The sequence below is a fragment of the Vibrio sp. SCSIO 43009 genome (assembly GCF_023716525.1).
Classification (GTDB): Bacteria; Pseudomonadota; Gammaproteobacteria; order Enterobacterales; family Vibrionaceae; genus Vibrio; species Vibrio alginolyticus.
The window spans coordinates 1,260,086-1,279,605 of record NZ_CP071842.1; the positions used below are offsets into that span (position 1 = coordinate 1,260,086).

16 protein-coding genes are annotated in these 19,520 nt (G+C 44.7%); 9 read left to right on the plus strand and 7 right to left on the minus strand.

Annotated elements, in window-relative coordinates; genetic code table 11:
* Positions 1-17 precede the first annotated feature (17 nt).
* Together J4N43_RS05910 and nspC are read left to right on the plus strand one after the other, a co-directional pair.
* On the plus strand, positions 18-1,262 hold the full coding sequence (locus J4N43_RS05910) for a carboxynorspermidine synthase (RefSeq protein ID WP_012841628.1): 1,245 nt from the start codon (positions 18-20) through the stop codon (positions 1,260-1,262).
* Between the two features lie 103 nt (positions 1,263-1,365).
* On the plus strand, positions 1,366-2,499 hold the full coding sequence (gene nspC, locus J4N43_RS05915) for a carboxynorspermidine decarboxylase (protein WP_005386789.1): 1,134 nt from the start codon (positions 1,366-1,368) through the stop codon (positions 2,497-2,499).
* A gap of 77 nt (positions 2,500-2,576) precedes the next feature.
* On the opposite strand, the gene J4N43_RS05920 is transcribed toward nspC, so the two are convergent.
* Positions 2,577-3,089 carry a glycine cleavage system transcriptional repressor gene (locus tag J4N43_RS05920; protein WP_005376814.1) on the minus strand — a complete coding sequence of 171 codons (513 nt, stop codon included), beginning with the start codon at positions 3,087-3,089 and terminating at the stop codon, positions 2,577-2,579.
* Positions 3,090-3,310: 221 nt separating this feature from the next.
* Positions 3,311-4,213, minus strand: a complete 903-nt coding sequence (locus J4N43_RS05925; protein WP_033905662.1) for a DUF3943 domain-containing protein — start codon at positions 4,211-4,213, stop codon at positions 3,311-3,313.
* A 191-nt stretch (positions 4,214-4,404) separates the two neighbouring features.
* Between J4N43_RS05925 and J4N43_RS05930 the strand changes: the two genes are divergently transcribed.
* Complete coding sequence (locus tag J4N43_RS05930) at positions 4,405-5,637, plus strand: CinA family nicotinamide mononucleotide deamidase-related protein (RefSeq protein WP_042522801.1); 1,233 nt, start codon at positions 4,405-4,407, stop codon at positions 5,635-5,637.
* A gap of 96 nt (positions 5,638-5,733) precedes the next feature.
* Here the strand turns inward: J4N43_RS05930 and yfaE are convergent, their stop codons facing one another.
* The 4 genes from yfaE to ubiG all read right to left on the minus strand — a co-directional run bounded on the left by yfaE (position 5,734) and on the right by ubiG (position 10,723).
* The gene (gene yfaE, locus J4N43_RS05935; protein WP_005376817.1) at positions 5,734-6,015 is read right to left on the minus strand and encodes a class I ribonucleotide reductase maintenance protein YfaE; all 282 of its coding nucleotides are present in this window, start codon (positions 6,013-6,015) and stop codon (positions 5,734-5,736) included.
* On the minus strand, positions 6,015-7,148 hold the full coding sequence (nrdB, locus tag J4N43_RS05940) for a class Ia ribonucleoside-diphosphate reductase subunit beta (protein ID WP_064368593.1): 1,134 nt from the start codon (positions 7,146-7,148) through the stop codon (positions 6,015-6,017). The genes yfaE and nrdB overlap by 1 nt, the downstream gene beginning before the upstream one ends.
* 83 nt (positions 7,149-7,231) lie before the next feature.
* Positions 7,232-9,514, minus strand: coding sequence for a class 1a ribonucleoside-diphosphate reductase subunit alpha (gene nrdA / locus J4N43_RS05945; protein WP_005376819.1), 2,283 nt, complete (start codon positions 9,512-9,514; stop codon positions 7,232-7,234).
* Between the two features lie 501 nt (positions 9,515-10,015).
* Complete coding sequence (gene ubiG, locus J4N43_RS05950; protein WP_005376820.1) at positions 10,016-10,723, minus strand: bifunctional 2-polyprenyl-6-hydroxyphenol methylase/3-demethylubiquinol 3-O-methyltransferase UbiG; 708 nt, start codon at positions 10,721-10,723, stop codon at positions 10,016-10,018.
* 475 nt (positions 10,724-11,198) lie between these two features.
* Here ubiG and gyrA point away from each other — a divergent pair, with 475 nt between their 5' ends.
* From gyrA to J4N43_RS05965, 3 genes are all read left to right on the plus strand, one after another.
* Positions 11,199-13,910 carry a DNA topoisomerase (ATP-hydrolyzing) subunit A gene (gene gyrA, locus J4N43_RS05955; protein WP_017636128.1) on the plus strand — a complete coding sequence of 904 codons (2,712 nt, stop codon included), beginning with the start codon at positions 11,199-11,201 and terminating at the stop codon, positions 13,908-13,910.
* Between the two features lie 125 nt (positions 13,911-14,035).
* Positions 14,036-14,659, plus strand: a complete 624-nt coding sequence (locus J4N43_RS05960; RefSeq protein WP_025767276.1) for a TPR domain-containing protein — start codon at positions 14,036-14,038, stop codon at positions 14,657-14,659.
* A gap of 42 nt (positions 14,660-14,701) precedes the next feature.
* A complete protein-coding gene (locus J4N43_RS05965; RefSeq protein WP_042522796.1) occupies positions 14,702-15,256 on the plus strand; it encodes a hypothetical protein in 555 nt (184 codons plus the stop codon).
* Positions 15,257-15,374: 118 nt separating this feature from the next.
* Here J4N43_RS05965 and nrfA read toward each other — a convergent pair whose 3' ends face one another.
* Positions 15,375-16,802, minus strand: a complete 1,428-nt coding sequence (nrfA, locus tag J4N43_RS05970) for an ammonia-forming nitrite reductase cytochrome c552 subunit (RefSeq protein WP_025767277.1) — start codon at positions 16,800-16,802, stop codon at positions 15,375-15,377.
* A gap of 450 nt (positions 16,803-17,252) precedes the next feature.
* Here nrfA and nrfB point away from each other — a divergent pair, with 450 nt between their 5' ends.
* Genes nrfB through nrfD form a run of 3 tightly spaced genes read left to right on the plus strand, consistent with a single transcriptional unit; the run spans position 17,253 to position 19,511 of the window.
* Positions 17,253-17,855 (plus strand): cytochrome c nitrite reductase pentaheme subunit, encoded by a 603-nt coding sequence (nrfB, locus tag J4N43_RS05975; RefSeq protein WP_054701239.1) that lies wholly within the window; start codon positions 17,253-17,255, stop codon positions 17,853-17,855.
* A gap of 1 nt (position 17,856) precedes the next feature.
* Complete coding sequence (nrfC, locus tag J4N43_RS05980; RefSeq protein WP_017636123.1) at positions 17,857-18,543, plus strand: cytochrome c nitrite reductase Fe-S protein; 687 nt, start codon at positions 17,857-17,859, stop codon at positions 18,541-18,543.
* Positions 18,540-19,511, plus strand: coding sequence for a cytochrome c nitrite reductase subunit NrfD (gene nrfD, locus J4N43_RS05985; protein WP_025767279.1), 972 nt, complete (start codon positions 18,540-18,542; stop codon positions 19,509-19,511). Before nrfC ends, nrfD begins: the two co-directional genes overlap by 4 nt.
* Positions 19,512-19,520: the final 9 nt, after the last annotated feature.

Here is a 19,520-nt window from a genome sequence, read left to right on the forward strand (position 1 = left end):
AAAGGTAACGGAAAACTATGGCAATTCTACAGATTGGTGCAGGCGGCGTTGGCTGGGTAGTTGCACATAAAGCAGCACAAAACAACGACGTTCTGGGTGATATCACAATCGCATCACGTACCGTAGGTAAGTGTGAGAAAATCATCGAATCGATTCAGAAGAAAAACAATCTGAAAGATTCAACTAAGAAATTAGAAGCGCGAGCGGTAAACGCGGACGACGTAGATTCTTTAGTTGCTTTAATTAAAGAAGTACAACCTGACTTAGTGATCAACGCAGGTCCTCCTTGGGTGAACATGTCTATTATGGAAGCATGTTACCAAGCTAAAGTGTCATACCTTGATACATCTGTTGCGGTTGATTTGTGCTCTGAAGGCCAACAAGTACCTCAAGCTTACGATTGGCAGTGGGGTTACCGTGAGAAGTTTGAAGAAGCCGGCATTACAGGTATTCTTGGTGCTGGTTTCGATCCGGGCGTAGTATCGGTGTTTGCCGCATACGCAGTGAAGCATCTGTTCGATGAAATCGATACTATCGACGTAATGGATGTAAACGCAGGCGACCACGGTAAGAAGTTCGCAACTAACTTTGATCCAGAAACGAACATGCTTGAGATTCAAGGCGATTCGTTCTACTGGGAAAACGGCGAGTGGAAACAAGTACCTTGTCACTCACGTATGCTTGAGTTTGAATTCCCGAATTGTGGTTCACACAAAGTGTACTCAATGGCGCACGACGAAGTTCGATCTATGCAAGAGTTCATCCCGGCGAAACGCATCGAATTCTGGATGGGCTTTGGTGACCGTTACCTAAACTACTTCAATGTGATGCGCGACATCGGTCTACTCAGCCCAGATCCACTAACGCTTCACGACGGTACGGTTGTTCAACCTTTGCACGTGCTAAAAGCACTACTACCAGATCCAACATCACTCGCACCAGGCTACACTGGCCTAACGTGTATCGGTACTTGGGTTCAAGGTAAGAAAGATGGTAAAGAGCGCAGTGTATTTATTTACAACAACGCTGATCACGAAGTCGCATACGAAGATGTTGAACACCAAGCTATCTCATACACCACTGGCGTACCAGCGATCACTGCGGCTTTGCAGTTCTTCCGTGGCAAGTGGGCAGACAAAGGCGTGTTCAACATGGAACAACTAGATCCAGACCCATTCCTAGAAACCATGCCATCTATTGGTCTAGATTGGCATGTTCAAGAACTGGAGCCAGGACAACCTGTTATCCATAAATTGAAGTAAGAATTTAGCGACTCTTATTTGTACGTTTAAGCCGATGCACTTGCGTCGGCTTTGTTCGATTTTATAGTGCCTTTGCTAAGGCGAAGGGACGTAAGGTATCAAAATGCAACAAAACGAACTAAAAACGCCATACTTCATGATCAATGAAGACAAGCTGATTGAGAACCTAGAGAAAGCAAAACAGCTAAAAGACATCTCTGGTGTGAAGCTTGTATTAGCACTGAAGTGCTTCTCAACATGGGGTGTATTCGACATCATCAAGCCTTACCTAGACGGAACAACAAGTTCTGGACCGTTTGAAGTGAAGCTTGGCTACGAAACGTTCGGTGGTGAGACACACGCATACAGTGTGGGTTACAGCGAAGATGACGTTCGCGATGTGGCGGACATCTGTGACAAGATGATCTTTAACTCTCAGTCACAGCTAGCGGCTTATCGTCATATTGTCGAAGGCAAAGCATCGATTGGCTTGCGCCTAAACCCAGGTGTGAGCTATGCAGGGCAAGACTTAGCAAACCCAGCGCGTCAATTCTCTCGTCTTGGTGTTCAGGCTGATCACATCAAACCGGAAATTTTTGATGGTATTGATGGCGTAATGTTCCACATGAACTGTGAGAACAAAGACGTGGATGCGTTTATCGGCTTACTCGATGCTATTTCAGCTCAGTTTGGCGAGTACCTAGATAAGCTGGACTGGGTAAGCATGGGTGGCGGCGTATTCTTCACATGGCCGGGGTACGATATCGAGAAGTTGGGGTTAGCACTTAAAGCGTTCTCAGAGAAACACGGCGTACAAATGTATTTAGAGCCGGGTGAAGCGATAATTACTAAGACCACTGATCTCGTTGTAACAGTGGTTGATATTGTAGAGAACGTAAAGAAGACGGCGATTGTCGATTCGGCCACAGAAGCTCACCGCTTAGATACGTTGATCTACAATGAGCCAGCGTCAATCCTTGAAGCATCTGAAAATGGTGAACATGAGTATGTGATCGGCTCGTGCTCTTGTTTGGCTGGTGACCAGTTCTGCGTGGCGAACTTCGAACAGCCTCTAGAGATAGGACAGCGTCTGCATATTCTAGATAGTGCCGGTTACACCATGGTGAAACTAAACTGGTTTAACGGTCTACGTATGCCGTCGGTCTACTGTGAACGCTCGAATGGTGACATTCAAAAACTGAATGAATTTGACTACTCTGATTTCAAACGTTCACTGTCTCAGTGGTCAGTGAAATAAAACGTATTGAGTATTAGAACGACAAAGAGCAGCTGAATTGCTGCTCTTTTTATTGGGGAAGCGTTAAAGGTATGCAGTTAGCTTTCTACAATTACACGAGTGTCTTCACTCAGAGATTCTAACTCATTGGCTATGTCTTCAATTTCTAGCTCGCTAGGTAGTTTTATCGCCATTTTAGCGCTGAATAAGCTAGAGCTTACCCCTCCGCCTCCAGCAATGAATACACGCTGACAATCCATATCTAAAATTGAGATACCTTGATTATCGAGAACGTGAGTAATTTCATTCACAATACCCGCTCTATCGTTGGCATCTAAACGAAGTTGGAAGATAGTGTCTTCACGATATGAATGAGGTTCAGAGTCGACGAACCTAACAACAAGAGTCTGACAAGAAGAGAACGCCTGTTTAACGATGTCGGCATTTTCTCTTGGAAGCTCTACTTTGATGACACCTGCAACTTGGTCTTCGATAAAGTTTACTTTGCTGATCAGCCATTTCCCGCCGTTTTCGTGTGTGATTGCAGCGAGCTCTTTAATCGTGGCGGGTGACGCTTGTCCGACAAAATTAACAATAAATACGGTGTTCATAATGTCCCCTCCTGGAATCAAGGTTTGGACGCAGTACGAATAAACGTGCTACTTAAGTTATTGGAATAAATCCTTTTATTTAGTGTAGGTGCTAAGGGCGGGTAATGTTTGATGAAAGTCAATTTTTAACACTAATTCGTGATGCAAATAATTAAAACAATGTTCAGAGCACAAAAAAGCAGCCATCGTAAGGCTGCTTTTTACCGAGTATCAACTTAGGATTAGAAGGTTACTTTTAACTCGACACCATAAAATTGACTGTCATAGTTTGCGCCTGCGTCCATGGCGAATTTTGCAACATCTTGGTTTCCAAACCAAGGTGATGAATTGAATTGTAGTTCTGCACTACCGCCCCATGCATCAGTTACCCAATAATGAATATGTCCAACAGGGTTTAAGAAGAAGAGCGAAACATCACCTGCGGTTTCAGAGCCCATAACTTCGCCGCCGTTTGCAATAATGTCTTGCTCAGCCGTTAACATCATTTCACCAACAACAGCACCAAAGAATGGTGTGATAAAAATATCCTGCCAAGATGGTACTTCTGCGAACGCCTCCACGCCATACTCCCAAAAGAACGTCGACATCGTTGCGGAGTACAAAAACGACTGAAATTCATTATAGCCAGCGTGACGTGCTGCCGTGTAGTAAACGCCGCCAAAATATGGGTGCATGATGTAGTTGAGGACATGTTCATCGCGATCCCAAACGGGGCCGTCAGAGACATTATCTTTCCACTTTTGCCCCAACTTACTCATGTCTCGGTCTTCTTCGTCCCATTTGGTGATACTTTCTGGAAGAAAAGTCATCATGCCTACGGTCGCGATACTGAGACCTAGAATGGTGTAGGTTTGACCCATCAGATAATCCCAGTCTTTATCTTGAGGGATGATGAGATGTTTAGGCTGAAGCCCTGCGTCAAGGTTTAGCGAATCATCATTATTCTGTTCATACATAACACCGCGATTTTGAGCCTCGAAGGTGTACAGAGTCGTCGTTTCGCAGTAACCTGACAAGCAATCAGGTGTGTAAGAAAACTCTGTATGACGGCTTAGGTCATAGTGACTTGCTTGCGCAAGCGCTGACGAAGCCAAGCAAAGGCCTGTTAGAGTCGTCTTGAACATGGATGATTTTGACACAAAGGTCTCCGAGTTAATGGTGTATGTTCGGGCTCGTAATTATCCCTCAAAACATCAATCATTTAAACACTTGACCCTTATTTAGTCCCAACAAACCTCGGCGAGATTTGTCCAAATAAAAAGAAAAATAAGCGCTATAACGAAAATAGGATTGTGCTTACGTTCAGGAGTCAGTTGTGAAAATAGCAATGCTTAGTACTGGTGAGGAAGTCCTCCACGGTGATATTGTTGATACTAATGCGGCATGGTTGTCTAGCCTGTTTTATCAACATGGATTTGGCTTAACAAAGCGCTCAACGGTTGGTGATAGCCTATCGAGTTTGGTTGAAGAGTTTTTAATGCTCAGCTTTAACAACGATGTGGTTATTGTTAATGGTGGTTTAGGCCCTACAACGGATGACATGAGTGCCGCCGCCGCCGCGAGAGCCGCCGATTGTAAACTGGTGCTATTCAAAGAGTGGTTGCAGCATCTAGAAAGTTTGTATGCTCGACGTGGCATCCCTATGCCGGACAGTAATTTAAAGCAAGCAATGCTGCCAGAAACGGCAGAGATATTGGACAACCCGATAGGCACTGCTTGCGGTTTCAAAATGCTGATTAATGATGCCATTTTTTATTTCACACCGGGTGTACCAAGTGAATTTAAGCTCATGGCAGAGACGCAAATTCTTCCCGATCTGAGAAGAGTGTTTCCCGATGTGCAAGGTTCATGTTGTAGCCGAATCTACACGTTTGGTCTGTCTGAATCCGGTATTTCAGATAAGCTAGATCAGCTAAAACTTCCTCAAGGCTATGAGCTAGGGTATCGCTCTTACTTGCCTTTTATTGAAGTGAAACTTTTTGGTCCTTCAGATCAGCTTGAACAGCGTTTGAAACTAGTACAGATAATTAATAAACACCTTGAGAGTAATACCGTTAGTATTGACTTACCTATGGTTGAAAATGTCGGCCAGTTGTTGGTCGATAAAGGACTAACAGTGTCGACCTCCGAAAAAAGTAGCAGGGGATACTTAACGTACTGGCTAAACAGTGATGAAAACGCTGAAAAGCAACTAGGGCATGGTTGGGTACTACCGAGCCTGACTCAGGCGATGGGCAACAGCGGAGATCCATTAGCAGAAACGTTTGCTCTGGCTGGTGCTACGCGAGAGAAGTGTGGGACGGATTTATCACTCGTCACTGGCCATATTGAAGAGGGCGTTTTTTCCGTCGCTTTATCGACACCGTCAGGCGAGTGGGGAGCGTTATATAAACTCTCGAAAAAGTATCAGCGCAGTGATCAAGTTAAAGTGATCAGCACGGCAGCACTAGACTTGTTGCGTCGCTACCTAGAACGTAAACCGATGTTTGCGCATTATGCATTTTTAGAGAAAGTTAAAGAGATGCACCTCCCGAGCAGTGCTTTATAACCAAAGCTCTCTACAGTAGTCTGAGAGACAAAAAACAGAGACAAAAAAGCCAAGGTGATTACCTTGGCTTTTGCATTTTATACCGTCGAGTCAACGTTATGCGCGCTGCTTTTCTTTCATCGCGTAGTTAACGCCGCTAAGTGACAAATCTGATTTTGCTTTACAGATACAAGGTAATATTTCATCACTTTGTGTGTAAGCCATGGCAAAACCAACATACTCCACTTCACCAGACTCCAATTTGCAGCGACAGGCGCCGCAGTGCCCATCACGGCAGTTGTATTCTGGTAATAGGCCAGCTTGCTCCATTGTTTCCAAAATCGTATTGGAAGGGTTGGATTCAATGCTGATCAGTTTGTTGATTTTGAGTGTTGCCATTACAGCTCGAATCCTTCGAAGTCATCTGCGCGAACTTCATTGTCAATTTGACCCACAAGGTAAGAAGAGATTTCTGCTTCTTGAGGCGCAACTTGAACGTTATCTGAAGACAACCAAGCGTTAATCCATGGAATTGGGTTGGTTGTTGCTTTTGGATACGCTGCTGGTAGACCTACCGCTTGCATACGAATATTTGTGATGTATTCAACGTATTGGCTTAGGATGTCTTTGTTTAGACCGATCATAGAGCCATCTTTGAATAGATACTCTGCCCACTCTTTTTCTTGCTCAGCCGCTTCTTTGAATAGGTCAAAACAGTCCTGTTTTGCCTCTTCTGCGATTTGCATGAAAGTGAAGTCATCTTGACCGTTACGTAGCAGGTTGATCATGTGCTGCGTGCCGTTTAAGTGAAGTGCTTCGTCACGAGCGATCAGCTTGATGATTTTCGCGTTACCTTCCATTAGTTCGCGTTCTGCGAAAGCGAAAGAACATGCGAAACTGACGTAAAAACGAATAGCTTCTAGTGCGTTAACAGACATCAAACAGATGTACAGCTTCTTCTTAAGATCGTACAGACTAACCTTAACCGTTTCACCGTTAAGGACATGCTCACCTTCACCGTAGCGATGGTAATCATTCGTCGCTTGAATCAAATCGTCGTAGTAGTGCGCGATGTCTTTTGCACGCTTCAGAATGTGCTCGTTCTCAACGATATCATCAAACACTACAGCAGGATCGTTCACGATGTTACGAATAATGTGTGTGTAAGAACGAGAGTGAATCGTTTCAGAGAAAGACCAAGTCTCAATCCAAGTCTCTAGTTCTGGTAGAGACACAAGCGGCAGCAGTGCCACGTTAGGGCTGCGGCCTTGGATAGAGTCAAGAAGCGTTTGGTACTTCAAGTTAGAGATGAAGATGTGCTTCTCGTGATCTGGCAGTTTGTTGTAATCGATACGGTCGCTAGATACGTCTACTTCTTCTGGACGCCAGAAGAAAGAAAGTTGTTTCTCGATAAGTTTTTCGAAAATCTCAAACTTTTGTTGGTCGTAACGTGCAACGTTTACTGATTGACCTAGGAACATTGGTTCCTTCAATTGGTCATTCTTTTTTTGGTTAAAAGTACTGTAAGCCATAATGCCTCAATTCCTTTTAAACCTCCCCGTAAGGGGGAGGTTATCGATAGTCTGTCTTTACGGGTTCGCTAGGTACGGGAAGATTAAATCTTACAACCGCCGCCAGCACAATCGTCATCTTGTGGTTGAACAGCGTCTTTCTGTTCATCTTTCGCGCCATCACGAGTGTTGTGGTAGTAAAGCGTTTTCACACCAAACTTATACGCTGTTAGCAGGTCTTGAAGTAGTTTCTTCATTGGAACCTTGCCAGTCTCGTAACGTGACGGGTCGTAGTTAGTATTAGCAGAGATAGCTTGGTCAACAAACTTCTGCATAATACCCACAAGGTGTAGATAACCGTCGTTCGAACCGATATTCCAAAGCAGTTCATAGCTGTCTTTAAGTTCTGTGAACTCTGGTACAACTTGCTTCAGGATACCGTCTTTCGAAGCTTTTACTGAAACGTAACCACGTGGTGGCTCAATACCGTTAGTTGCGTTTGAAATCTGAGAAGAAGTCTCAGAAGGCATTAGTGCAGTCAGTGTTGAGTTACGTAGGCCGTGCTCCATAATTTCTTTACGTAGGCTGTCCCAGTCGTAGTGCAGCGCTTCGTCACAAATTAGATCGATATCTTTCTTATACGTATCAATCGGCAGTAAGCCTTTCGCGTAGTTCGTCTCGTCGAATGAAGGACACTTACCTTGCTCTTTCGCCAGTGCTACAGATGCTTTCAATAGGTAGTACTGCATTGCTTCGAACGTACGGTGAGTTAGGCCGTTCGCGCTACCGTCAGAGTATTTCACGCCATTCTTCGCTAAGTAGTAAGCAAAGTTAATCACACCAACACCTAGCGTACGACGGTTCATAGTCGATTTGTATGCCGCTGGTAGAGGGTAATCTTGGTAATCAAGCAGTGCATCTAACGCACGAACAACAAGATCGGATAGCTCTTCGAAATCATCTAGAGACTTGATAGCACCTAAGTTGAATGCAGAAAGCGTACACAGTGCGATCTCGCCTGAGTCATCTTCAACGTTAGTTAATGGTTTCGTTGGTAGTGCGATTTCTAAACATAGGTTCGACTGACGAACTGGAGCAACTTCAGAATCAAATGGGCTGTGAGTATTACAGTGGTCCACGTTCTGGATGTAGATACGACCCGTTGATGCACGCTCTTGCATTAGCAGAGTGAACATTTCAATCGCTTTAACCGTTTCTTTCTTGATTGAAGGATCGTTCTCGTACTTCACGTATAGACGCTCAAACTCTTCTTGGTTTTCGAAGAATGCGTCGTACAGACCAGGTACATCAGATGGTGAGAATAGCGTAATATTGCCGCCTTCAACTAAACGTTGGTACATCAGTTTGTTTAACTGAACACCGTAGTCCATGTGACGAACACGGTTTTCTTCAACACCACGGTTGTTCTTAAGTACCATTAGTGAGCGTGCTTCACCGTGCCACATTGGGTAGAAAACAGTAGCTGCGCCACCACGTACACCACCTTGTGAACAACATTTTACTGCTGTTTGGAAGTACTTGTAGAACGGAATACAACCAGTGTGGAATGCTTCACCACCGCGAATCTCTGAGCCTAATGCACGGATACGACCTGCGTTGATACCAATACCAGCGCGCTGAGATACATAACGAACAATTGAGCTTGCTGTTGCGTTAATAGAATCAAGACTGTCTCCACACTCGATCAGAACACATGAGCTGAACTGGCGAGTAGGGGTACGAACGCCAGACATAATTGGCGTAGGTAGAGAAATCTTAAATGTCGATGTCGCATCGTAGAAACGTTTGATGTAATCAAGACGTGTCGCTTTTGGATATTTCGCAAATAAGCACGCTGCTACAAGGATGTATAAGAACTGAGCACTTTCGTAAATTTGGCCCGTAACACGGTTCTGTACGAAGTACTTACCCTCTAGCTGCTTAACTGCCGCGTATGAGAAGTTTAGGTCGCGTTTATGGTCGAGGTACGCATCAAGTTCGTCGAGTTCTGCTTTTGTGTAGTCTTCTAGAATATGTTGATCGTACTTACCCATATCGACGAGGCGAGACACGTGATCATAAAGCGTTGGTGGCTCGTATTGGCCATACGCTTTTTTACGCAGATGGAATACCGCTAGGCGAGCAGCTAGGTATTGGTAATCCGGAGTCTCTTCAGAGATCAGGTCTGCCGCAGACTTGATGATTGTCTCGTGAATATCTGTCGTTGTGATGCCGTCGTAAAACTGGATGTGAGCGCGAAGTTCTACTTGAGAAACCGAAACATTATCTAGACCTTCTGCAGCCCAAGTGATAACGCGGTGGATTTTATCCAGATCGATACTTTCTTTACGGCCATCACGCTTGGTGACGGTAAGTTGTTGGTTCATTCTGCTTTATTTCCCTAAGAAAACTGATAAAAGCCGTATTTTTGTTTGTTTATGTGCAATATGAGTAAAGCTTGCGGCGGCTTTGTGATCAAAGTCTATCTATATATTGTCGCTTAAACACAACATATAGGGGTTCATTTGTTTGCGGGTTACAAGATAGTGCTATTACACTGATTTATCAAGGTACAGATCTTGGATGACTTGTGGATAACTGACAAAATGAAAAAAATCAGTAAGTGAACACTAACCGATGAGAAAAGGGCTGACTTGAATGGTTAAAAGTACGGTTTCGAGATCGGTTTAGAAATAACCGCATGCAAAAATATTTTCCTTGATCTTTGGCCGTTTTTATCTGCGAAAAATGGCTTGGTCAAAATGGAATCTAGAGCACGAATTTTAGCCATAAAAAGACAAAAAAAGCGGCAACTTTGTGCTACCGCTTCCGATTCATTTTCTTTAAAAAATGTCAATCACAAAACTCATTTTTTAACTTAATAGCGTTCAGTATTTTTTAGTATGAACGATGTAGTTTACATCTACATTACGACCGAGTTTGTAGCTGTCATTTAGAGGGTTGTAATGAAGCCCAGTAATGCCCATTTCCGTCAGGTCAGTTTGGTCTATCATCTTCATCATTTCGGCTGGCTTGATAAACTTATCGTGCTCATGAGTGCCTTCAGGAACAATCTTAAGAAGCTTCTCAGCACCGACAATAGCAAATAAGTACGACTTAATGTTTCGGTTCAAAGTTGAGAAAAACACGTGACCACCGGGTTTGACTAGCGCAGCACAAGAGCGGATAACGGAGAGAGGATCTGGAACGTGTTCAAGCATCTCCATACAAGTCACGACATCGTAAGTTCCTGCGTTTTCTATAGCGTGGTCTTCTATTGTGCTCTGAATGTAGGTCAGTTGAGTGCCTGTTTCTAATGCATGTAGTCGCGCGACTTCTAATGGTTCTTTACCCATATCAAGCCCCGTCACAATAGCGCCTTCTTTTGCCATGCTTTCAGCAAGAATGCCACCACCACAGCCGACATCAAGTGCTCGCTTGCCAAACAAGCCATTTGCTTTTTCAAGTACATAGTTCAAACGAAGTGGGTTAATTTGATGAAGCGGCTTAAACTCGCCTTCTAAATCCCACCATCGAGAAGCCATGTCCTCGAATTTCTTAATTTCACTTGGGTCGACGTTTTGTGCTTTAGTCATAATTGGTTTTATTGCATTCAATCTGAGTCCTTTAGAGGGCGCCAGTATACTCCAACGTTTTACACCCAAACAACCTCGATGTGCTTAGTTAAGGGACAATGACAGAGTTCACTGGCGCGGCAATCGAGACAGGTGCCTGTAATTTGTAAAGCGCTAACTATTGTTTTTGCTTCATCCTTGAACTGGTGCCAGTGACAATAACTCTAAAACCTGTATTTTCGCGTTGTGTGGTTAAAGGAATTTACCTCGCTTTTCCGCGTAAAGGGTCCGATTTTGCTCAATATTGACCGAAATATAACCACTAATCAGAAAGATATGGGATGAGTGTGCAAATTCTCGACATTTGATTCATAACCAAGCTCACAACCTGATAAAAGGAGAGGGAAAGTGATGCCGAAGTGATGAATTGTGTGTTATATTTTTGCACCTTACACGTATCGTAATTACGATCAGATAATAGAGGGATAATGGCTCTATGAGCGATTTAGCTAAAGAGATCACGCCCGTAAACATTGAAGATGAGCTTAGAGGTTCATACCTAGACTATGCGATGTCAGTCATCGTGGGTCGTGCTCTTCCAGATGTGCGTGATGGCCTAAAACCAGTACACCGCCGCGTTTTATTCGCGATGAACGTACTAGGCAACGATTGGAACAAACCATATAAAAAATCAGCCCGTGTTGTCGGCGACGTAATCGGTAAATACCACCCACATGGTGATAGTGCTGTGTACGACACAATCGTACGTATGGCTCAGCCGTTCTCGCTTCGTTACATGCTGGTCGATGGTCAAGGTAACTTTGGCTCGATCGATGGCGACTCTGCTGCGGCAATGCGTTACACCGAAGTTCGAATGGCAAAAATTGCCCATGAATTATTGGCTGACCTAGACAAAGAAACCGTAGACTACGTACCAAACTACGACGGTACTGAGCAGATCCCAGCGGTTCTTCCAACTAAAATTCCAAACCTATTGGTTAACGGTGCTTCTGGTATCGCAGTAGGTATGGCAACCAACATCCCGCCTCATAACCTTGGCGAAGTGATTGATGGCTGTCTTGCATACATCAATAATGAAGAAATCACTATTGATGAACTAATGGATTACATTCCTGGTCCTGATTTCCCAACGGCGGCGCTTATCAGCGGTCGTAAAGGCATTGTAGACGCGTACAAAACAGGTCGTGGCAAAATCTACATGCGTTCGAAAGCGGACATCGAAGTGGAGAAGAATGGTAAAGAGACCATTATCGTCACTGAAATTCCTTACCAGGTGAACAAAGCTCGCTTGATCGAAAAGATCGCTGAGCTAGTTAAAGATAAGAAAGTAGAAGGCATCAGTGCACTGCGCGACGAGTCAGATAAAGACGGTATGCGCATTGTTATTGAGTGTAAGCGCGATGCTGTGGGCGAAGTAGTTCTAAACAACCTTTACGCTCAGACTCAGCTGCAAACCACTTTCGGTATCAACATGGTGGCCCTAAACAATGGCCAGCCACAGCTATTCAACCTAAAAGATATGCTGAAGTGCTTCGTTGATCACCGTCGTGAAGTTGTGACACGTCGTACTATCTTCGAACTGCGTAAAGCGCGTGAACGTGCTCATATCCTTGAAGGTTTAGCTCTAGCGCTTGCTAACATTGATGAAATCATTGAGCTTATCCGTAAGGCACCTACACCGGCTGAAGCAAAAGCGGGTCTTATCGCTCGTGGTTGGGATTTAGGCAACGTTTCAGCAATGCTAGAGCGTGCTGGTACAGATGCTGCGCGCCCTGAATGGCTAGAGCCTGAATATGGTATTCGTGATGGTCAGTACTTCCTGACTGAGCAACAAGCACAAGCTATCCTAGATCTACGTTTACATAAACTAACAGGTCTAGAACACGAGAAGATTCTTGGCGAATACAAAACACTTCTAGAAGAAATCGCTGAACTCATGCATATCCTTGCGAGCACTGAGCGTTTGATGGAAGTGATCCGTGAAGAACTTGAAGCGGTTCGTGACGGCTTTGGTGACGCTCGTCGTACAGAAATCACAGCTGCGAGCCATGATATTGACATGGAAGAGCTGATCGCACGTGAAGACGTTGTGGTTACTCTATCTCACGGTGGTTACGTTAAGTACCAAGTACTGAGCGACTACGAGTCACAGCGCCGTGGTGGTAAAGGTAAGAGTGCGACTAAGATGAAAGATGAAGACCATATCGAGCGTCTTCTAGTGGCGAATACCCACGATAACATCTTGTGTTTCTCTACTCGTGGTAAGACATACCGCCTGAAAGTTTACCAATTGCCTCTAGCGAGCCGTACTGCGCGTGGTAAGCCAATTGTGAACATCCTTCCATTAGAAGAAGGTGAGCGCATTACCGCGATTCTACGTGTTGATGAATTCTCTGAAGACAAATTCATCTTCATGGCAACAGGTGACGGTACGGTTAAGAAAACGCCGTTGAACCAGTTTGCAAACGTACGTTCAAACGGCCTAATCGCTGTGAACCTACGTGAAGACGATTCGTTAATCGGTGTGGATATCACTAACGGCGAAAACGAAATCATGCTGTTCTCTAAAGCGGGTAAAGTGGTTCGCTTTAAAGAAGCAGAAGAGATTCCAGTACTTGATGAAAATGGTAAACCAGTTCTTGATGAGAATGGTCAGCCAGAGATCAAGTTTAAAGGTGTTCGTCCTATGGGTCGTACCGCCTCTGGTGTTCGTGGTATGAAACTGGCTGAAAATGACCAAGTTGTATCACTTATTGTTCCTTCGCACGAAGGCGATATCCTAACGGTTACAGAAAACGGTTATGGTAAACGTACAGCACTTAGCGAGTACCCGACAAAAGGTCGTGGCACTCAAGGTGTAGTTTCTATCAAAGTTTCTGAGCGAAATGGCCCGGTAGTTGGTGCTATCCAGGTTGTTGAAGGTGATGAAATGATGATGATCACCGACGCTGGCACGTTAGTACGCACTCGTGTGGGTGAAGTTAGCCAAGTTGGTCGTAACACACAAGGTGTAACGCTTATCCGTACTGCGGAAGATGAATCAGTTGTTGGTTTGCAACGTATTGAAGAAGTTGATGATGAAGAGCTGCCTGCTGATGAAGATGCAGAAGCGTTAGAGTCAACAGATGAAAATACGCAGCAAGACGCTCCAGCTGCTGATGATGCAGAGGAAGGTAACGAAGAGTAATCTTACATCGTTATCCTGATATGAAAAGCCGAGCCCTTAGTTGCTCGGCTTTTTTTGTATCTGTATCAACGCATTTAAAGTAAGAAATGCGTACACTGACGTTATCTTTGTTTACAGGACGTGTTATGTCTGTTTGGTTTTTCGCTGCCATCACTCTGATGGGGTTGTTTATCGTACTCTTATCACTGAGTGCATCAAAAGCTAAACCTGCTCAATGGTTTGGCTTTTGCCTGTTAGTACTTGTCGTGACGAGTGCCAGTTTCTTATTGCTTCATCAAACACCGCCTAAACCAATACACGCGGAAATGTCACGAATGATGACTGCTCGTGACATCATGAAAGAGATTCAAGACCAGTTGCGTGAAGATCCGAACAACGCTGAATTGTGGTTCCAACTCGGGCAGGGCTACCTGCTAGAGGGTGAATTTGACGGTGCGTTGATTTGTTTTGATTACGCGATCCAACTGACTGAGCCAGTCAGTGCCACGCAACTTGCTGCAAAGGCGACTACCTTGTACTACATTCACCAGCAATCAATGACGCAAGAAGTTAGCTTGCTTTTGGAGCAAGCTTTGCAGATAGAACCGCACAATGAAGCCGCTTTGTCTTTGATCGCAAATGATCATTTTCTGTCATTCCGATTTCAGGAAGCGATTGATGCCTGGGTAATATTATTAGATTCTAATGATCCAAATTTAGATAGGGTGCAAATCATTAACTCTATTAACAAAGCAAAAGAGCTATTGTAAGCGTACAATTTAACAAGCAATAGAGGGAAAGGTGGGCAACGAATGAAAAATAAAGCACTAAGCATATTGGTTTTGCTGTGCGGCTCTGTGCTGGCGGGTTGTAGCTCTTCCGATCATTCTGGCTCTTCCTCTACGGTTTATTATTCATCGGGTTACTACGACCCGTGGTGGTACGATCATGACGACTACTGGATTTATTACTATCCGGGCTGTTGCGATAACGACGATGAATACAAAGAGAAACTGGAAGAGTGGTGGAATGGTTTAGATGAAGACCAACAGCAATCCATCAAAGACAAAGTCGAAGATTGGAAAGACGACGATATGTCCGCCAATATCGATAACATGAAACGCCAGCTTGATGATCATTGGCAATCATTGCCTGACGAGCAAAAGCAAGAGATTCGAACCCAATGGGAGAATCGTCCGGAGCATATTGAACCAGCGACTTTACAAGGCAAGGCGGTGAAAGAAAAGGTTCAACAAAGAAAAGCATTACCGGAAACGAAGATCCAGCGTCCAGTTGCTCGTCCAAATGTGCAGATACCTAAAGCACGTCCAAATATTCAACCTAGACCTAAGCTTCCTCGTCGCTAGTACATTCGATTTTTGTCTCTCGATAGAATCAGGATGAAGAGATAAAGATAATAAAGAAAGAAAAGGGGCGTTCAGTACGCCCCTTGTTGTATCTATAAGTTAACCGTTGCCAGTTAGACTAATACGTGGCTTCGCGTTCAGCTGCTGCTTTATCCCACTCTGGCGCTACTGTTTCTAGGAAGTGTTTCTTGTCTGCGTTCATCTTATCCATATCCATGCCTAGTGCTTGTTGCGCTTTCGCTTTGGTCGAGATATCTGGAATTTGAACAGGGTCAGTAATGCCTTTGGTTGCCAGTAAACGAACCAATTTGGTACGCGCGTCAGCAGCGCGGTCAACTGCAGTACCTAGTACTTCAAGTGCTACCTCAGGAGCATGCATGTGAACACCGTGAGAAGCAATCGCGTAGTCCCAACGCCATTGTGCATGGCGAATATCTTGTAGGATAGGTTCCATCTCTGCTTCTGTTGCACCTGCTTTCCACGCTGCGCCTGCTTCAAAGTGTGCCGCTACGATTTGCTTCTCGGCGGTTAGCTTCATGTTCAGTACTTGCGCTTTGCGAGTCGAGACGATGCCTTGTAGCTGCTCTTTAGTTTGGGTATGGCATTGCGCACAGGTGTCTTCAAAACGATCAAATGGGTTACCCACTTTGTGGTCTGTGTACACCGTACCGTCTTCTTTGGTCACTTTAGGCATGTGGCAGTCCACACACACCACTTTGTTTTTACCATGAATACCCGCTCTCCAAGTTTCGAAACCTGGATGTTGCGCTTTTAGCATCGGCGCTTTAGATACGGCATGCGTCCAATCTTTGAAATTCAACGCGTCGTAGTATTTCTCCATGTCATTAACGGTGGTGCCCATATCCCATGGGAATTTAACCGCTTTAGTTGGGCCGGTGAAGTAGTATTCAACGTGACATTGAGCGCAGACCGATGCTTGCTTATCTAGGCGAGACTGTTCATCAAAGTTTTTACCAATAGTATCAAAAGCACGCTCGACGTATGGGCGAGTTAGTGCTAGCGCAGGTTCGCCTTTCTTGAAGGCTTCAGAGCCTGTGTTGTGGCAATCGGAACAACCGATAGGGTTGACGATTTCTGAGCCTAAGCGTGCCCATTTACCTTCGAAATAACCGTCTTCACCACGTTCATCAATCACGCGAGCAACGTCTGGGCTTTTACAGCTCCAGCACGCCATCGGCATAGGGCCGGATTTTTCATCAGTCGGTGCGCCGGTACGTAAGGTTTGACGAACATCATCAATTGCGTAAAAGTGACCGCGCGCTTTGTTGTAGTCTTTCGCGAAGCCATAACCAGCCCACAGGATAACCATGTTTGGGTCTTCACTTAGAGCATCTTCAATGTGCTCACTTTCGGATGTTGCTTTCCAAGAATGGTATTGATCAGGGTGGTTCTGTTCAAAGACATCGTTACGAGGATCGATGAGGCCTTTTTCTTCTGCCGCCAACGGAGCGCCGACCAAAAATAATTGGCTGGCGAATAAGGTCGCAACCGCAATAGGTGCGCTCATCCAGTGTTTTATGCTCACAGTGTTATCTCCATATTCGTTTTTATTAGCAGCGTTGTGAGGAGCTATTCCAAATAAGAACTGGAGATCTACGATTAATAATATTGCTTAATTGGATAGATGAAATAGTGAGTGAATCTTGTCTTGTTTTAGATCAATTTACACCAGTGATCTCAGTCATGTTTGAATTTATATACCTCTAAAGTGGTAGTTGTTAAGTCGTTGTTCTACAATGCTTTGGGTTCTTAACCTTTTTAAAAATAGGGTGATTTGGTTCGCTTTTTGAGCAGGTGTTTCTACCCCTTATGAATAATAGAGGTATTATAAATATAGGTTTAGCGTTGTGGCTTTCCGAAATAAGAATTGATGTCATTTGAAGATCTAAAAAATATCTTCAGAGGAAATTAATTGTCGCTCAAATAAATAATTGAGAATAGTTATCAATTATTATCGAGCTAAGGAAAGAACAATATGGGCAATATAAAATTGACCATAGAGACAATGCTGAAACTTCTCTTCATCTTTGCCATCTATGGTTTCTCCATCGCCGCCCACGCGACTTCTTCAGAGCCGATTGAAGGTGCTCAAGCTGAGCGTCATCAAGTCGAGTTGATCCGTGACCGAGACTACAAGTGTCTTCAATGTCATAAGGACGCCAAAGAGACTCTGAATCTATCGCATGATTCGCAAGCGTTATTGAGTCAAGGTAAGCAACTCAATTGCACTAACTGCCATAGCAACATCGGCCCTGATCACCGTGAAGGCGCGCCTGATGTGATTAAGTTTTCTGCCGCGCAATCGAAAGAGGTACACGACAAAGTGTTCCTTGATCCAAGCATGATTCTTAAAGCCAACAGCCGATGTGTGGATTGCCATGCACCGACACAACTGAGAGAAAGCCACTGGACGCACGATGTGCACGCCAAAAACCTCACTTGTTCAAATTGCCACGATGTACACGCAGCGAAAACCAAAGCGTTGTCGTACGACAGAAAACAACTGATCAAGCAGTGTGTGGATTGTCACTCTGAATTTGCCGTCGAACCTGAACTTACCAAAGAAGAGGAGAGATAGCATGAAATGTTCGAGAAGAAACTTTTTAGCCGGCAGCGGCGCGTTGATTTTAACTACAGGCGTTGCAGGCACTTCCGTTGTTAGCTCCTCTCTTTATGCCAGCAACAGTGAACAAGCGAAACGCATGGGTATGGTTCATGATGAAAATGCCTGTATTGGCTGTACCGCCTGTACTGATGCTTGTCGCGAAGTAAATAAAGTCCCTGAAGGCGTGACCCGACTTAAAATTCATCGCAGTGAACCGATTGGCGAATTTCCAGATGTGGAATACCAGTTTACTCGCGAATCCTGTCAACACTGTGATAACCCTCCATGTGTATACGTTTGTCCAACAGGCGCTGCATACAAAGATGAAGCGACCGGCATCGTGGATGTACACAAAGAGAAATGTGTCGGATGTGGTTATTGCCTTGCTGCTTGCCCTTACCAAGTGCGCTTCTTTAATCCAGTCGATCACTCTGCGGATAAATGTAACTTCTGCCGTGATACCAACCTAGCGCAAGGTAAGCAGCCAGCTTGCGTGGAATCTTGCCCAACAAAAGCACTCATCTTTGGTGATTTGAATGACCCAACTAGCGAGGTGAGCAAAGCTATCGAAAGCCATGTTGTCTATCGCGATAAATCGCATTTAGGTACGCAACCTAAACTGTACAAAATTCCGCATAGCAAAGGGGAGGTGTCATCATGAACGGCTTCGAAAGTGTATTCCACTTTGACTCGTTAGTCTGGGATTGGATCATCGCGATTTACTTATTCCTTGCTGGGATGTCAGCGGGTGCGGTGATGATTTCAATCTATTTAAAACGCAAAGTGATTGAAGGTGATCCCGCAAAAAACGGCATCATGAAAGCGATGGCTTGGCTCGCACCATTTGGCATCATTGCTGGGTTGGTAATTTTGATTTTCCATTTAACCAAGCCTTTAGAGTTTTGGAAGATCATGATCTACTACAACCCAACGTCTGTGATGTCGATGGGCGTGATCTTGTTCCAAGTGTACATGATCGTGTTGTTTGTTTGGATTGGCGTTATCTTCCGCCATCAAATCATCAGCTTCTGTGAAGGGAAGTTACCAAGCAAACTGCTGGATTTTGCCGATGGCATTTTGATTAAGGCGGGGAAAGCCAACAACGCAATTGAATTGTTCTTGGGCTTCTTAGCCATCGTGCTTGCAGCGTACACTGGCTTTCTATTGTCTGCGTTGAAGACTTACCCAATGCTAAACAATCCAGTACTGCCAATCTTGTTCCTGTTCTCTAGTTTGTCCTCGGGCGCAGCAGCATGCTTGATGTTCGGCATCTTGGTGTTTAAAGAGTCGACCTGCAGCCCAAGTGTGTCTTGGGTGCACGGATTTGAACGCCCAGTAGTGTTGTTTGAGTTGTTTGTCTTAGTGACCTTCTTTACTGGACTGATCTTCAGCGGTGGTCAGAACGAAGTCGCGGCTTGGAATGCTATTTCGAGTGGATTCTGGGCTCAATGGTTCTGGGTTGGCGTAGTGTTCATCGGCATGATAACGCCTTTGACTCTCAATTGGTTAACGCCTTCAGAAGTGCGCCACAAAGGCAGTTACGTTTTTGTGGTCACGACGTTGAGCTTGGTTGGCGTACTTATGCTGCGTACTTTCATTCTCTATGCCGGTCAAATGACCGTAGTGTAAGGGGGATAA

What these genes read in the sequence shown, in the direction of transcription:
- J4N43_RS05910 (WP_012841628.1), top strand. Translation starts at nt 18, where the DNA reads ATGGCAATTCTACAGATTGGTGCAGGCGGCGTTGGCTGGGTAGTTGCA.
- nspC (WP_005386789.1), top strand. Translation starts at nt 1,366, where the DNA reads ATGCAACAAAACGAACTAAAAACGCCATACTTCATGATCAATGAAGAC.
- J4N43_RS05920 (WP_005376814.1), bottom strand. Translation starts at nt 3,089, where the DNA reads ATGAACACCGTATTTATTGTTAATTTTGTCGGACAAGCGTCACCCGCC.
- J4N43_RS05925 (WP_033905662.1), bottom strand. Translation starts at nt 4,213, where the DNA reads ATGTTCAAGACGACTCTAACAGGCCTTTGCTTGGCTTCGTCAGCGCTT.
- yfaE (WP_005376817.1), bottom strand. Translation starts at nt 6,015, where the DNA reads ATGGCAACACTCAAAATCAACAAACTGATCAGCATTGAATCCAACCCT.
- nrdB (WP_064368593.1), bottom strand. Translation starts at nt 7,148, where the DNA reads ATGGCTTACAGTACTTTTAACCAAAAAAAGAATGACCAATTGAAGGAA.
- nrdA (WP_005376819.1), bottom strand. Translation starts at nt 9,514, where the DNA reads ATGAACCAACAACTTACCGTCACCAAGCGTGATGGCCGTAAAGAAAGT.
- ubiG (WP_005376820.1), bottom strand. Translation starts at nt 10,723, where the DNA reads ATGACTAAAGCACAAAACGTCGACCCAAGTGAAATTAAGAAATTCGAG.
- gyrA (WP_017636128.1), top strand. Translation starts at nt 11,199, where the DNA reads ATGAGCGATTTAGCTAAAGAGATCACGCCCGTAAACATTGAAGATGAG.
- J4N43_RS05960 (WP_025767276.1), top strand. Translation starts at nt 14,036, where the DNA reads ATGTCTGTTTGGTTTTTCGCTGCCATCACTCTGATGGGGTTGTTTATC.
- J4N43_RS05965 (WP_042522796.1), top strand. Translation starts at nt 14,702, where the DNA reads ATGAAAAATAAAGCACTAAGCATATTGGTTTTGCTGTGCGGCTCTGTG.
- nrfB (WP_054701239.1), top strand. Translation starts at nt 17,253, where the DNA reads ATGGGCAATATAAAATTGACCATAGAGACAATGCTGAAACTTCTCTTC.
- nrfC (WP_017636123.1), top strand. Translation starts at nt 17,857, where the DNA reads ATGAAATGTTCGAGAAGAAACTTTTTAGCCGGCAGCGGCGCGTTGATT.
- nrfD (WP_025767279.1), top strand. Translation starts at nt 18,540, where the DNA reads ATGAACGGCTTCGAAAGTGTATTCCACTTTGACTCGTTAGTCTGGGAT.